The sequence below is a fragment of the Enteroscipio rubneri genome (assembly GCF_002899715.1).
Classification (GTDB): Bacteria; Actinomycetota; Coriobacteriia; order Coriobacteriales; family Eggerthellaceae; genus Enteroscipio; species Enteroscipio rubneri.
This window is the reverse complement of record NZ_PPEK01000015.1, coordinates 31548-46131: the sequence shown is the minus strand read 5'-3', so window position 1 is coordinate 46131 and position 14584 is coordinate 31548. Positions and strand designations below refer to the sequence as shown.

The window sequence follows — 14584 nt, the reverse complement described above, 5'->3', positions numbered from 1 at the left end:
AGGTCTCGTTACAGTTCGCGCCGCCTGCCGTTTTTGCCGCAACACAAGACGGTGGAGGAAATTCCCTTGCCGCATAGCACGACTGGGTTTGCTATACTTTTGCACCGGATAGCTTATCGCCGTTGCGCTCGCCCTCCCGAATGGAAGGACGCACTTGAACCGTTTCGCCCGTCTGCTCATGCTCGTCAGCGCCTGGGCTGCTTGCATTCTCGGCTGCATCGGCGTGTTCGTGCCGGTGCTGCCGACCACCCCACTGCTGCTGCTCGCGACGTTTCTGTTCGCGAAGTCCTCGCCGCGCTGCCATGCTTGGATCGTGTCGACGCGGGTGTACCGCACGTACGTCGCCGCGTTCAAGGAAGCCGGCGGCATCCCGATCGGCACGAAGGCGCGCATCCTGGCCGTGTCGTTCACTGTTATGGGATTGTCCGCATGGTTCGTGCAGAATCCTATCGTGTGGTTCGTGCTGGGAACTGTGTCGGTGTTTCTGCTCTACCTCATGCTCGTGCGCATCCCCACCATCTCGCCCGAGCGCGTGCAGCTAGTCCGTCGCGCCAAAGAGGAAGGCTAGGGAGCACCGCACGAGAGAGCGCTCACATGATGGACGTCTCGCGGAAATGTTGGAAAGTTCTCGCCGTTTTGTGAGCCTTACGGCATCAATATGCCGCCGCTTCGTCATGGCTTCGAGAAAATGCCGGATCAGCGCTTTTCAACGTTGTTTTATAGCTGATCGGGGATAGCGAAAACGGCTCGAACTTGCAGCAATCCGCATGAGACGCTGTATGCGAGCCCTCGACACAATGAAGCGCGCGCCCGGCAATGCCGAGCGCGCGCTTCCACCAGCATCGGACCGCGACGTTAGTTCTTATCCTCGTAGAGTTCGATGACGGCGCCGTCCTTCTCGACAAAGGCGAGGCGCACGCCGGGGCCGGCGTCCATGGGCCCGCAGATGATGCGGTCGGCATCGTCGGCGTACCGGTCGAGGTCGTCCACCGCGTAGGCCACGTGCCAACGGCGGTGCAGCTCCTCGGGGAAGGGCGTGCCCTCCTCGAATTTGAGGTACTCCACCTTGTAATCGTAGTCGTCGACGTTCGACACCCAGAACTTCATGGCCTCGTTGTAAGTCATGTTCGGCTTCTTCTCCGTGATGGGGATGCCAATGTGCATATAGGTTGCGGTCATGCCGATCTCCTCTCGTCTCCAGGTTGGCGTAGTAAGTCAGCGAGGCTGGCCGTGGTGCCCGTTCCGTCGGCCGTCAGGCTGACGGAACCATACTGAACATGTCCATGGCGGCTTCCGCGTCGGCCTGCATGGCGGCGGTCGCCGCGTTGGCCAGCGCGTGGAAGTACTTCGGATGCTCTTGGGCGATGAGCGCCTCGACGGCACGCACGCCCGCGTTGCTCATGTAGCTGAAGTAGTTGATCTTGCGGATGCCGGCGCGGATGGCCGCCCGCGTGTCCTCGCACGTAAGACCGCTGCCGCCGTGCATGACGAGCGGCACGCCGCAACGGATGCGCAGCTCCTCGATCAGCTTGAAATCGAGGTTCGGCGCCGCCTTGTAGAAGCCGTGCACCGTGCCCACGCTGGCCGCGAGCGCGTCGATGCCCGTGTCGGCTACGAAGCGCGCGGCTTCGTCGGGATCGGTGTACACGTTCTCCCGGTCGTCGTCGGCGTTCTCGAGCCCCTCGTGGCCCGTGGTGAAGCCGATTTCGGCCTCCACGTCGGCGCCGTACTCGTGGGCCAGCTCCACCGCTCCCAGCGTCAGCGCCACGTTCTCCTCGTAGGGCAGCTGCGAACCGTCGATCATGACGGCCGAGAACCCTAGCTCGAGGGCGCGGCGCACGTAGCCCACATCCTCGCCGTGGTCGAGCATCACGCACACGGGCACGCGCGAAGCCTCGGCGCGTGCCACCATGATGGGGCCGATCACGTCGATGGACGTCTCCTCTTCGTGCAGCTGCGCATGTTGGATGATGACCGGCTCGTCGCGCTCCTCGGCCGCGCCGATGGCGGCGAGCAACAGCTCGAGGTTCGGCGTGTCGAAGGCGGCGGCCGCGCAACCGTTCTCCTCCGCCCAGGCGAGGACGGTTCTCAAAGATACGAGCATGGGCCTCCCCTACTTCTTCAGGTACGGCGTGGTGCAGGGGGCGTTCCACAGGCGCAGCAGCTCGTCGTCCATGCGCGCCATGAACATCTGGAATCCGGCCTGCTCCTGCACGGTCAGCATCTCGCCCACGAAGTTCGCCACCACTTCGATGTCCTGCTTCGCGAGCTCTTTGACCGCGGCGCGGTACACGATGAGCTGCTCCATGAGCGTGGTGGCGCCCGAGCCGTTGACGATGAGCATGACCTTCTCGCCCGGCTCGATGCCGATGTCCTTCACGAGCGCGTTCACCATGATGGCGGCCGTCTCGTCGGCGGACTTCATCGGCTGGCGGCCGCCGCCCTCCTCGCCGTGCTGTCCCATGCCGATTTCCATCTCGTCGTCGCCGAGCTCGGCCAGCAGCGTGCCCGTCTGCGGGTGCGTGGCGCCGCGCACGGCCACGGCCAGCGTCGCCATGTTGTCGGCGAAGCGCTGCGCGACGGCCGCCACCTCCTCGAGGCTTCTGCCCTCGGCGGCCGCGGCGCCGGCGATCTTGTAGGTGGGGATGCAGCCCACGAGGCCGCGGCGGTCATCGGCGTTCTCGCGCGGGGCGTTCGACACGTCCTCCTGCGTGACCACCTTCACCACATTGAGGCCCTGCTTCTTGCACTGCTTCATGGTCATGTTGCCCGTCAGCATGTCGCCGGCGTGGTTGAGCACGATGTAGAGCACGCCCTTGCCCTTGTCGGCCAGCTTGATGGCGTCGACGCAGGCCGCAGGTCCCGGCGCGGCGAAGATGTCGCCCACCACGTCGATGTCCACCATGCCCTCGCCCACGAAACCCTCGATGGCCGGCTCGTGGCCGCTGCCGCCCTGCGTCACGATGGTCACGCGATCGGCCTCGGCCAGCTTCTTGTTGATGACCATGTTGTCCTCGCCGAGCTCGAGGATGTCGGGGTTCGCCAGGGCCAGGCCCTCGAGCAGCTCCGTCGTGAGGTTGTCGGGGTCGTTGATGAACTTCTTCATCTGCATGGTGCTCCTCCTCAGTCGTTTGACAGCCGGAAAAGAAAGGCCCGCCGCACGCTGCGGCAGGCCGGGTTCCCCTCTAGTGCGCGGCGCCCTGCGCCAGCCCCCGCAAGAACAGCGAGGTGGACACGGCGCCCGCGTCGGGCGTGCCGATGGTCTGATCGCCGTAGCTGCGCGCGCGGCCGAACTTCGACGCGAAGCCCTCGGAGGCCCGCGCTCCCACCTCGGCCGCCTCGGCCGCTGCGGCGAACACGGCCGCCGCATCGTCGTCCGCGGCGGGGCACGTCTGCGCGGCTTCCACGGCGGGGATCAGGGCGTCCATCATGGTCTTGTCGCCCACCTGCGCGTTCGTGATATCCTGCATCTCGGCCAGGCAGCCGGCGAACATGCGGCGCGCGGCGTCGGCGGAAAGCTCGTTCTCGTCGTCGCCGAGCCGGGCGCCCAAGCCGCCGACGAGCGTGCCGTACAGCGGGCCCGCAGAGCCGCCGCGCACGGCCATCACGTCCATGCCTAGATCGTCGAGGAAGTCTTTGACGGAGGCGTCGTCCCACTGCTCGACGCGCTCGTTCACGAGCTTGGCAATCTTCGTGATGGTGATGCCGTGATCGCCGTCGCCGAACTTCGAGTCGATGTCGCTTAAGCGCTCGGCATGCTCCAGCATGAGCCGCGCGCCTTCGCGCAGCATGGCCTTGCACGTGCCCCGATCGATCATGGCATCCCCTTCCTGTCGGTAATCGTCGAGGTCAACTCTACCCGCAACGTTCGGTAAGGTCAATGGGAGAACCGATGCCGCCGCGCTCGGGGAGGCGCGGGAAAGCCATGCGAATCGACGTCGCTCGGCTGCAGGAGCGGCTGTGGTGCCCGTTATCGGGGGAATTGAAGACGGCGCACCTCGATTCACAAGCCCTCCGTCCTGTTGAGAACCAGACATCGCAGACAGCTGCGATGTCGGCATTCTGTCGGATGCCATAGAGATAAAAAGGTTCGTGCCTTGCGGTAACGGATGCTCCTGCCGCCTTATCCGCGCCTTCACGGGTTGTCTGCGCGAATGCCCTTGTCCAGATAGTACCCATCGGACGAGAAGCGCCTGCGATAGGTGAGGTAGACAGCCGCAACGATGGCGATAGTGTTGGCGGCCGAAAGCATGAGCATGACCACGATCTGGTACTTCGCCGCAGCCACCGGGTCAGCCCCCGCAAGCAGCTGTCCGGTCATCATGCCGGGAAAGGTCACGATGCCCGCTGCCGACATGTTCGCCAGAATCGGCGTCATGCCCGCCCCGATGGCTGCCTTGAGCGAAGGGGCGGCCGCTTCGCTCGGCGTCGCCCCCAGCGCCACAAGCGAGAACATCTCGGAGGCGCGGGCGTCCATATCCGCGAACAGCCGGTCGATGGCCACGGCTACGGCCGCCATAGCGTTTCCCATGATCATGCCGACGATAGGCACGAGCTGGCGAGCGCTGTACCATGGCTCGGCATGCACGATGCCCTCCACCACGATGAACCCGACGGCGAAAGACGATACGAAGAGCGACACGAACACGGCGCCCGAGAGTCCGGGGACGCGGTTCTTCACGCGCGCGGTAGCGATCTGCGTGGCGGCGATGACCATGGCTGCCAGCACGAGCAGCACAAGCCACCATGTCTGGAATTCGAACAAGTACGTAAGCAGGAAGCCCGCAGCCAAAAGCTGCACGAAGCAACGCACCGACGACACGACGATGCGCCGTGTCTGCCCCAGCTCCAGCTTCCACGATACAAGACCTGCTACCAACATGAGCGCGCTCGCCGCGAACAGCTCGATGTAGCCGATGTCCACCACGCTTTCGGTCACAGGATCGCCCCGTCCTCAGCCGCGGACGCAAAGGAGAGCACGCCGTCCGAGAGCGCAAACGTGCCGGACGCGAAGCCATCCGAGGCGCGGTGGCGGATGCGCAGGCAGGTCGTGCGCGCATTCATGAAGCTATGCACGAGGCGGCCCACCGCGAGCGCGGAGTCGTCGTCAAGCGCAGCATCCACCTCGTCGAGCAAAAGCACGTGCGGCCGCGTAGCGAAGGCGCGCAGGAGGGCGACACGCGCGGCCTGGCCGCCCGAAAGCCGCGATACGTCGCGCGCGAGCCCCACCTCGGAGAGATCCGCCGCCTCCAGCAGGCACGCGAGCTCGTCATCAGAGGGAGAGCGCATTTCGGCATTCACCTTGAGCTTCCATGGGAGCACCAGATTATCGCGCACCGTGCCCGCCACAAGCGACGCCTGCTGCGGCACGAGGCACACCTCGCGACGCCATGCAGCCGGTTGAAAGCCCGAGGAGGGATGCCCATCGAGGTACAGCTCACCCGTATCGCGCTCCATCATGAGCGCGCATGCGCGCAGAAGCGTCGACTTCCCCACTCCTGAAGGCCCCACCAGATCGTAGACGGACCCGGCCTCGAGCGCGAACGACTCATCGTGCAAAAGCGTCACGGCTTCGCCGCCGCAACGGTAGGACAAGGTGATATGCTCAGCATGGAACAGGCTCATGCGTACATGGTAGCACCGGTCGAGGCAACGTGCTCTCGACCGAGCACTGAAGCCTATGCATTGATGTAGACGTAAATTGTGCGGATCGTGTCGGCAAGATTGCCGGAGGCATTGGCCGTGGTGTAGTCGTAGAGCAATACCGACGACCATTCGTGCGCAGCTCCGTCGATGTCGGCAGTGCCATTGAACGAGCATGACTCTTTCACCAATGTCGTGCCATCGGAGGCATACGTGGAGTACCCGGAGCGATCCTCGGGAAGCTCGACTGTGTTTTCAGACACGGCGATGCCGGCTTCCTGCAACGTCTTTTCGATGATGCGATCATTTTCTACCGCGTCAACAAAGCTGAGAGATCCGTAGCCGAGCGATGCCGTGGCGGCCGAGTAACCTGCTTGCACGATCGCGCCATCCTCTCCCAGGCCGAGGTAAACCGTCGGCGTTCCCGAACGCGTGTCGGATGGCTCGCCTGATAGCGCCACCGTCACACTCGTCTTGATGGGATTGCCCTCCTCGTTGACCTCGCGTGTGCTCGTGACCGTGGCGCCGCGCTGCAGAGCCGCAACCGCCTCCTCCTGCGTCCTGCCCAGCAGTGCGACCAGATCGGGTACGTCGGTCGTTTTCGTTGTGGCGGTGTCCGCGTCAGACGTGCCGTCTTTCGCCAGCGCATCGACATCCTGAACGCTCTTCTGCTCCTGCGCCTGCTGCGCTGCGACAAGTTGGCTCTGATTGAACCATTGCCAGGCAAAAAAGCCGAGCGCGCCCAAAAGCAGGACCAACAATACGATTACAGCAATGAGTATCCTGCGCATACGGCGGGACTTACGCTGATAAGGCGGCACGTTGTCCTTGCGCTGCCTGCCGTGCTTGCCAGCAGGCTCATCCGGCACCACTGGCTCGGAGCCATCGAACACCACGGCGGGAGGATCCTGCGGCTCGAGACTGTCAAGCGCATCGGGGTATTCATCGTCGCTGTCGCCGCGGTAGCTGAACCCGCCCGCATGCGAAGCGTCGCTGTCGGACACAGGCGCGAATGCCTCGGTCAGACCGATACGCTCATCGGCTTCGCTCGCGCCGGAAAGATCGGCGGGGGTTTCATCAGATGCATGTTTGATGTGCTTGGCCATCGTTGTACCTTCCTGACATGGGCGGTGCTAGCGCATGAGCGCGATATACACGACGATTGCAACCACAGCGAGGCCCGCAAGAATAATGATGATCTTCTGCATGAGCGACATGGGCGCCAGCTCGAGGTCGTCTGCGATCGTCTTATGAGAGCTCGCATCAGACCCGACAAACTCGGTTTTGCGCACGGGGCGATCCGAAGACGAGTCGTGCTCCTTCGGCGCATCCGCGGCAACCGTCCGTTTCGTCTGCTCCTCGGCAGCCGGAACGTCAGAAGACATGTCGCCTCCTGCCATATCGCCGCCGATCGCTTCGCCGCAGCGCGCATCATCGTCCTCCGTTGCCGGCAGCGTCGATTCGGCGCGCGCGCCCGCATGGATGACAACATCGTCGTCTTCGTCGCTCGTCACGGTTATACGGGAGAACCTGGTTCGATCAAGACTCACGGGATCGTCCTTTCGCATCATCAGCGATTATACGGGACTGCACTGGTGCAGGCGCCTTCGTCCAGATAATATCCATTGCAGAATGCAGGCATCCTGCCTGGGCGCTCATCTGCACTCGACCGGCGCCTGCCCCGTTCAGCCGCGCCTCTCAACGACGTTGGACCCATTCGAGCAGAGGAGCCCCCGGCATCCCGAGAGCTCCTCGCGGTATCGAAGTCGAGCGCCGATTTTTTCGGAGGCATCCGATCAGAGCTCAGTGCCTCTTGTTCCACCACCATGCGCCGATCAGCAGCGCGCAGAACACGACATCGGCGAAAAGAGCGGTGCTGCCAGCGGCCATGATCGTCGCCTTTCTCGTTCGGGGCGGAATCTGCGCACAGTATAGGCGCGCGCAAGCCGAATGACAACCCGAGCGGCTCCTCGTCTCAGAACCGTATCGGGCCGGTTCCCGTTCGAAGGGATGAGCAGCAAGCCTCTTCGGACTACTTCTTCAGGTCGTCCAGACTCGCCGATTTGCCCGGATACAGTCCCAGCGGCTCGAAGTGGATGGCGCCGGCCGACACGAGCGTGGTGCCGTTCTCGGCGTTGTAGTCCTCCAGGTACGTGATGTGTTGGAAGTAGTTCGCGTCCAACTCGCCGTCGTCGAGCGCGACGTTCGGTTGGATGTAGTCAGAGTACTCGACGACTTCGAGCGTATAGCCATGCTCGGCAAGGATATCCTTCGCCTGGGCGAGAATCTCAGCGTGCGGAGCCGGAGACGCACCCACCTTGATGACCGTGTCGCCGTCCGTCGCGTCCGGAATCTCGACGTCCGACGCGCTTCCCACTGGCACAACCGAACCACCGTAGGTAGCGTCGATGAAGTCGCGCACCTCAGTGCTCTGCAGCGCGGCAATGAGAGCCTTGATCTTGGCGCTATCCTCGTCGCCGTCGCGCACGGCCACCACGTTGGCGTACTTGTCGGCCGCTTCGGAGTCGGTGGCCTCTTTGGCGAGCGCCGTCGAAGTGTCGATGCCTGCGCCGATGGCATAGTTGCCGTTAACCACGCCCATGTTCACATCGGAGAGCGTGCGCGGCACAGATGCCGCTTCGGTCTCGACGATGTCGATGTTGTAGGGATTCTCCTCGATGTCGTTCTTCGTGGCCGACAGTCCCGTGCCGTCCTTCAGCGTGATAAGCCCCTGATCCTGAAGGAGCAGCAGGGCACGTGCTTCATTCGTAGGATCCGACGGGACGGCGATCTGCTTGGCAGCCGATCCCGACGAGCCGCAGCCCGCCAGCGCAACCGCCACCGCACTTGCGACCGCCGCAGCAGCGACCGCCCTGATCAGTTTCGATGCCTTCATATTGTTCCCTTCCTTTTTCTCTTCGTCTCTTGTCTCGCATCAAAGCGCTATGAGTCGCGTTCCCTCGTTTCAGCGAGCAGCAGCCTCCCGCTCCCGTCGCGCGGCGCATGCTCTCGCTGGACGCAAAACGCAGCATGGGCGCAAGGCGCTCTTTCGAGTTAGCGCTTGTCCACTTTTCGGGCGGCGATGTCGCCCGCACTCTGAAATACCTGCACGAGCACGATGCATAAAATGACCGCTGCTATCATGACGTCGTCCTGGTAGCGCTGGTACCCATAACGGATGGCAATATCGCCCAGTCCGCCCGCACCCACCGTGCCCGCCATGGCCGAGTAGCCGAACAGCGTAATAAACGTGATGGATACGCCACGGATGAGCGACGGCAAACTCTCCTTGAGAAACACCTTCGTCACGATCTGCCAGACACTCGCGCCGAAACTCTGCGCTGCCTCCACCAGCCCGCCATCGACCTCCGCCAAGCTCTGCTCCACCATGCGTCCCACGAACGGGGCGGACGCCACCACGAGCGGCACGATAGCCCCCGGTACGCCGAGCGACGTGCCCACGATCCAACGTGTAAACGGGATGAGCGCCACAAGCAGGATGATGAAGGGGATGGAGCGTCCAATGTTCACGATCCAGCCGAGCACCGCGTTGAGCACGCGATGAGGCTTCAAACCGTTCGGGCCCGTCACGATGAGCGCCACGCCGAGCGGAACGCCGATAACGTAGGCGAACAGCGTGGACACACCCGTCATGACGATGGTGTCCCACGTGCCCTGCGCAAGCAGCAGGCCATACGCGTCGAAGAACTGCATCAGGAAATCCATGCTACCTCCCCTGCCGATCGAGGCGAACCGCAGGGTTCCCAGGCGCGTCGACAAGCTCCAGAGAACCCGTAGCAGGATCATCCAGCCGGTTCCCTTCGGACGGCTCAGGCTCCTTCCACGCCGCTAGATCGCCCGACAGGCTATCGTTCTCGATCAGCTCACGGGTCACCGGACTCTGCGGGTTTGCGAACACCTCCGCCGTAAGCCCTTCCTCCACGATGCGCCCGCCGTCGATAACCGCGATGCGGTTGCACACCTTCTGCGCCACAGCCAGCGAATGTGTGATGACCACCATCGTGACGCCGAGGTCGCGGTTGATGTCGGCGAGCAGCTTCAGAATAGAGACCGTCGAGCGCGTGTCGAGCGCGCTCGTAGCCTCGTCGCACAACATGATGGCGGGATTGTTGGCAAGCGCTCGAGCAATGGCGACGCGCTGCTGCTGGCCGCCGGAGAGCTGACTGGGATAGCGGTCGGCCAGATCGCCCAGCCCCACGAGCTCGAGCAGTTCGCGCGCTCGTTTCTCACGCGGCTCCTTCTTCTCGTGGCGAAGCTCCAGCGGGAATGTCACGTTGCGCAGCACGGTGCGCTGCTGAAACAGGCTGAAGTTCTGGAAGATCATGCCGATGGAGGAGCGCAGCTCCAAAAGCTGCTTGCCGGACAGATCCGTCACGTCTCGGCCGTCGATGAGGATACGGCCTCCGGTCGGACGTTCGAGCAGGTTGATGCACCGCACAAGCGTAGACTTGCCCGCGCCCGAGGCGCCGATGATGCCGAACACGTCGCCGTCGGCGATTGCGAGGTCGACATCGCGCAGGGCATGATGGGCCGTCTCGGCGCTGCCTTCGTAGGTCTTGCTCAGATGCTGTAACTGGATCATGGTGGTCTCGATCGGTCGTCGTTTCGTCCTTGTTGCGGAAATGCGGCCATTTATTATAGACGAAGGCCGCACGGAAGCTAGGCCTGGGCCTCAGCGAATGCGCCGAGAGGCCCAGGCTTGGGCATGCACATGGCCACGGTATGCGCGAAACGCGAACTCATAGTTGGGTATCTTACGGGAAACGAACGCTGAGTCAATGGTCGATCCGGGGAAACGCTATGCGAATCCCCAAACATCAGATATCTATAATACAGATAGCCTTGCTGACTGTTCGCACAATTGCCATGTACCGAGCAGGAGACCCCGAAGACGCGAAACGGCGTTCCGGTCGGAAACACGCCCAAACGGGCCGCGGCATTAAAATTCAACAAATCTATGACAATTCGCACTCCGCCTCGACGCTCGCAGCGTGTGAGCTCTATACTCCGCCCCTGTCGCGCAGAGGCGGATCGCGCGCAGGGCAACCGTAATACGGAAGGATGACCATGAGCGAGGATCTACTGGCCGCAAACGGAGTGGATTATGACGAGGCCATTGAGCGCTTCGGCGGCAACAAGGAGCTCTACAAGCGGATAGCTGTCAAATTCGGCGACGATCCCCACTTCGCCGCTTTGAACGACGCGATCGACCGCAACGACGTCGAAGGGGCGTACCACCATGCGCATGCGCTCAAGGGAGTAGCCGGCAACCTCTCGCTGGGAAACCTCTACCGCGCGGCCAGCGATATGACCGAAGCACTGCGCTGCGGCGATATGACCACGGCACATTCCCTGATGGGCCTGGTGCGCGAGACGCACGCCTCGGCGCTCATCGGGGTGGAGCAACTGAAGCGCATGTAGAGAGCCAAAGCCGTCTTCGAGCGAGACTTACGAGCGGGGCGTTCCGCTCCCAGCACCTTCGTTTTCGTCGCGCCCAGATCCTCCTTCAGAGTCCGATCCCCCGGCCTCCTCGTCCGTACGGCCATCCCCATCGGCGCGCCCGCGCTTCGTTTTTTTTCGGGGATGGTAGTGGTGGAGCAAGACGGGATCGAGCAGATGCAACTTGAGCACTCCATACGCCGTGACGCCCGCAGCGATGCAGAATACGACGATACGCCCCATGCCGCTCAGTCGCGTGATGAGCACGCCGCACAGCGCGAGCACCGCCGTCCAACCCCACATGATGAGCGTCGTAGCACGCTGAGAAAAGCCCGTCTCCATAAGCCGATGATGAATGTGCCCGCTGTCTGCCTGGTCGATGGGCTTATGCGCACGCGTGCGGCGCACAATAGCAAGCGCCGTGTCAATGATGGGTACACCCGCGGCCAGAAGCGGCACGAGCAGCGACACGAACGCCGCCGAACGCGCCACCGCAAACAGCGACACGATGCCAAGCGAGAACCCGAGGAGCAGCGCACCGGAATCGCCCATGAAGATGGATGCAGGGTGGAAATTGTACCTGAGAAATCCGACGCAGACGCCGGCGAGCGCAATGGACATGATAGCTGCATCGGGACGGAACGTGAGCACGGCAAACGCGAAGAGCGTGAACGCCGAGATGGCCGTGATCCCGGCGGCGAGCCCATCGAGCCCATCGATGAGGTTGATGACGTTCGCGAATGCGACAAGGTAGAACACGGTGAGCGGATACGAGAACCAGCCAAATTCCAAGAAGCCCGCACCGAACGGATTGCGCACGCTCGAGAGCAACAGCCCCGAGGCCACGACGATGCATGCGGCCGCCACCTGCCCCGCCAGCTTCGTCTTCGGCTTCAAATCGACCACGTCGTCGACCACGCCCACAGCGAACATGAATAGCACACCCGCTCCGACGCCGATATAATTCACCTTGAGAGACGGGTGCGGTACGAAAGGATCGGCCCAGCCGAGTACGCACATGCCTACAAAGACCGCGAGCAGGGCGACGAGAAGGCCGCCGAGCATGGCCACGCCGCCCATGCGGGGAACGGGCTCTTTGTTCACACGGCGTGCGCTGGGATAGTCGATGGCATCGAACCTGACGGCCAAACGCTTCGCCGCGGGGACGAGGAGCATGGTCGCGAGTGCGGCGAGCACGAAGAGCGCGAGGCACTCGACCAGGTTCATGCACCACACTCCTTGTCTCGGCAATCTCTGCCATTTTTTCGAATTGACGCCGCACCGAAGGAATATTATAACGTTTCGTTTAGAATTGACTATAGGCATGTTCGCTTGCACGCTTTTGGAAAGGCCGTCCGTGGCGCACCGCCCTGTTATCAGCATCATCATTCCCGCCTACAACGTCGAGGCGTGGCTTCACCGCGCCGTGCAATCGCTGCAACGGCAAACGCTGGAGGATTTCGAGCTGCTGATCGTCGACGACGGCAGCACCGACGCGACGGGGGCGATCTGCGACGAGCTGGCTGCCGAGGACGGGCGCGTCAAGGCGATCCACCAGCGGAACGGGGGCGCGGCGCGCGCCCGGAACACCGCCATCGCCCAGGCGACGGGCGAGTTCCTCTACTTCATGGACGGCGACGACTGGTGCGAGCCGACCATGCTCGAGGACATGCACCGGCTCGCGGCCGAGCATGCGCTCGATTTGGTGGTGGCAGGCTTCTACATCGACACCTACTACGGCGACGACAAGTTCTACCGCGAACTGCGCACTGCTCCGGACGCGGTGTACGGGACGCAGCAGCAATTTCGCGAGCACGCACACCGGCTATTCGACGCGCAGCTTTTGTACGCGCCGTGGAACAAGCTCTACCGCCGCTCCTATCTGTACGAGCACGGCATCGTGTTTCCCGAGACGTTCTGGGACGACCTCCCCTTCAATCTGGACGTCATCCGCGATATCGAGCATGTGGGCTGCATTCCCGAGCGCTACTACCACTTCCTCCGCGCGCGGGCCGAAAGCGAGAACACAAAGTACCGCAGCGACATGTACGGCAAGCGCGAGGAGGAGCATCGGTGGCTCTGCGAGCTGTACGGCCAATGGGGGCTCGACTCGGACGAGATCCGGGAGTTTCTGGCGCGGCGCTATGCCGAGCGCCTTGTGGGATGCGTCGAGAACGTCACCAACAAGAGCTGCACGCTGCCCAAAGCCGAGAAGCGAGCCGAGATCGAGCGCATGATCTCCACCCCGCACGCGAAAGACGCGCTCGCGAAGGCGCAGCCCCGCTCGACCATGATGAAGCTCATGCTCGCACCGCTGCGCCGAGGCGACGCGCGCCTGACCATGTGGGAGGGCGCGTTCATCTCGTGGGTGCGCCGCCACAGCACGAATCTGTTCGCGCGCCTGAAGGCGAATAGGTAGGGGCGCGCGCTCCATGCCGACAGGAACCATGCAACGAGCACCCCACCCCGTTTTGCAACGAAAGGCGGAGACGCAATGAGCCGTATCGCGGCAGTGGTCGTGACGTACAACCGGAAAGAACTGCTGCTGCAGTGCCTCCAGCGCCTTCAGGCGCAGAATCATCGGGCAGAGTTCCCCGAAGCCGAACTCGAGGTCATCGTGGTGGACAACGCGAGCACCGACGGCACCCGCGAGGCGCTCGACGAGCTCATACAAGAGGGCGGCATCTGGTATTCCAACACGGGATCCAACCTGGGCGGCGCCGGCGGCTTCAACTGCGGAATGCGCAAAGCGGTCGAGCTGGGCTGCGACTACGTCTGGATCATGGACGACGACTGCATGCCCCACGAGGACACGCTGCTGGAGCTCCTGCGCGCAGACGCCCGGCTCGGAGGAGACTACGGCTACCTCTCGAGCGTGGTCCGCTGGACGGACGGCGGCATCTGCACGATGAACGTGCAGCGCCACCCTCTGACGCGCAGCATCGTCGACTTCGCACCCAAGCTGCAGCCCGCGACGCTCGCTTCGTTCGTGTCGCTGTTCGTGCCCGCGGCGATCATCAAAGAGCTGGGCCTGCCCATCAAGGACTTCTTCATCTGGAGCGACGACTGGGAGTTCACGCGGCGAATCTCGCGCGCGCACCCCTGCTACGTGGTCGGCAAGAGCGTCGTGACCCATGCGTCCAAGAGCAACGGCGTGGGAAACATCGCGTTGGACTCCGAGGAGAAGATCGCGCGCTACAAGCTGGCGTACCGCAACGACGTGGTACTGTACCGGCGCGAGGGCCTCAAGGGCTACGCGTATATCGTCGTCAGGGGCTTGTACCATACCGTTCTCGTGCTGACCAAGGCGAAGTCGAAGAAGCTCGAGCGCTGGCGCACCATTCTGCAGGGCAACCTGGAAGGCTTCGGGTTCCACCCCGAGATCGAGTACGTGGATGCAGGTACGGAGGAGAGCCTGCCGTCCCACGACGTGCAATAGGGGCACTTGGCAATTCGTTGTCGGATATCGAAGGCCATCGCA

General features: G+C 63.1%; 16 protein-coding genes. 4 read left to right on the top strand and 12 right to left on the bottom strand.

Features of this window, described 5'->3' with window-relative positions; genetic code table 11:
- Positions 1–154 precede the first annotated feature (154 nt).
- Positions 155–568 carry a YbaN family protein gene (locus C2L71_RS10530; protein ID WP_239926629.1) on the top strand — a complete coding sequence of 138 codons (414 nt, stop codon included), beginning with the start codon at positions 155–157 and terminating at the stop codon, positions 566–568.
- Positions 569–855: 287 nt separating this feature from the next.
- On the opposite strand, the gene C2L71_RS10525 is transcribed toward C2L71_RS10530, so the two are convergent.
- The 11 genes from C2L71_RS10525 to C2L71_RS10475 all read right to left on the bottom strand — a co-directional run bounded on the left by C2L71_RS10525 (position 856) and on the right by C2L71_RS10475 (position 10246).
- Positions 856–1179 carry a VOC family protein gene (locus C2L71_RS10525; protein ID WP_103265716.1) on the bottom strand — a complete coding sequence of 108 codons (324 nt, stop codon included), beginning with the start codon at positions 1177–1179 and terminating at the stop codon, positions 856–858.
- Positions 1180–1252: 73 nt separating this feature from the next.
- Positions 1253–2104 (bottom strand): class II fructose-bisphosphate aldolase, encoded by an 852-nt coding sequence (locus C2L71_RS10520; protein ID WP_103265715.1) that lies wholly within the window; start codon positions 2102–2104, stop codon positions 1253–1255.
- 9 nt (positions 2105–2113) lie between these two features.
- Positions 2114–3112 carry a dihydroxyacetone kinase subunit DhaK gene (locus tag C2L71_RS10515; protein WP_103265714.1) on the bottom strand — a complete coding sequence of 333 codons (999 nt, stop codon included), beginning with the start codon at positions 3110–3112 and terminating at the stop codon, positions 2114–2116.
- Positions 3113–3185: 73 nt separating this feature from the next.
- Positions 3186–3818 carry a DAK2 domain-containing protein gene (locus C2L71_RS10510; RefSeq protein ID WP_103265713.1) on the bottom strand — a complete coding sequence of 211 codons (633 nt, stop codon included), beginning with the start codon at positions 3816–3818 and terminating at the stop codon, positions 3186–3188.
- A 317-nt stretch (positions 3819–4135) separates the two neighbouring features.
- Positions 4136–4939, bottom strand: coding sequence for an ABC transporter permease (locus C2L71_RS10505; protein WP_103265712.1), 804 nt, complete (start codon positions 4937–4939; stop codon positions 4136–4138).
- Positions 4936–5625, bottom strand: a complete 690-nt coding sequence (locus C2L71_RS10500) for an ABC transporter ATP-binding protein (protein WP_157938973.1) — start codon at positions 5623–5625, stop codon at positions 4936–4938. The genes C2L71_RS10505 and C2L71_RS10500 overlap by 4 nt, the downstream gene beginning before the upstream one ends.
- Positions 5626–5678: 53 nt before the next feature.
- Positions 5679–6749 (bottom strand): histone-lysine N-methyltransferase, encoded by a 1071-nt coding sequence (locus C2L71_RS10495; RefSeq protein ID WP_239926627.1) that lies wholly within the window; start codon positions 6747–6749, stop codon positions 5679–5681.
- Between the two features lie 27 nt (positions 6750–6776).
- Positions 6777–7193, bottom strand: coding sequence for a hypothetical protein (locus C2L71_RS10490; protein WP_129588512.1), 417 nt, complete (start codon positions 7191–7193; stop codon positions 6777–6779).
- A 482-nt stretch (positions 7194–7675) separates the two neighbouring features.
- Positions 7676–8539, bottom strand: a complete 864-nt coding sequence (locus C2L71_RS10485; protein ID WP_103265709.1) for a MetQ/NlpA family ABC transporter substrate-binding protein — start codon at positions 8537–8539, stop codon at positions 7676–7678.
- A gap of 158 nt (positions 8540–8697) precedes the next feature.
- Positions 8698–9369 (bottom strand): methionine ABC transporter permease, encoded by a 672-nt coding sequence (locus C2L71_RS10480; RefSeq protein ID WP_103265708.1) that lies wholly within the window; start codon positions 9367–9369, stop codon positions 8698–8700.
- A gap of 1 nt (position 9370) precedes the next feature.
- On the bottom strand, positions 9371–10246 hold the full coding sequence (locus C2L71_RS10475; protein WP_103265707.1) for a methionine ABC transporter ATP-binding protein: 876 nt from the start codon (positions 10244–10246) through the stop codon (positions 9371–9373).
- Positions 10247–10731: 485 nt separating this feature from the next.
- On the opposite strand from C2L71_RS10475, the gene C2L71_RS10470 reads away from it, so the two are divergent.
- Complete coding sequence (locus C2L71_RS10470; protein WP_103265706.1) at positions 10732–11085, top strand: Hpt domain-containing protein; 354 nt, start codon at positions 10732–10734, stop codon at positions 11083–11085.
- Between the two features lie 27 nt (positions 11086–11112).
- On the opposite strand, the gene C2L71_RS10465 is transcribed toward C2L71_RS10470, so the two are convergent.
- Positions 11113–12330: an MraY family glycosyltransferase gene (locus tag C2L71_RS10465; RefSeq protein ID WP_157938972.1), complete on the bottom strand. Its 1218-nt coding sequence runs from the start codon at positions 12328–12330 to the stop codon at positions 11113–11115.
- Between the two features lie 130 nt (positions 12331–12460).
- Here C2L71_RS10465 and C2L71_RS10460 point away from each other — a divergent pair, with 130 nt between their 5' ends.
- Both C2L71_RS10460 and C2L71_RS10455 read left to right on the top strand, forming a co-directional pair.
- Positions 12461–13522 carry a glycosyltransferase family 2 protein gene (locus C2L71_RS10460; protein ID WP_204600481.1) on the top strand — a complete coding sequence of 354 codons (1062 nt, stop codon included), beginning with the start codon at positions 12461–12463 and terminating at the stop codon, positions 13520–13522.
- 75 nt (positions 13523–13597) lie between these two features.
- Positions 13598–14542, top strand: a complete 945-nt coding sequence (locus C2L71_RS10455) for a glycosyltransferase (RefSeq protein ID WP_103265704.1) — start codon at positions 13598–13600, stop codon at positions 14540–14542.
- Positions 14543–14584 lie beyond the last annotated feature (42 nt).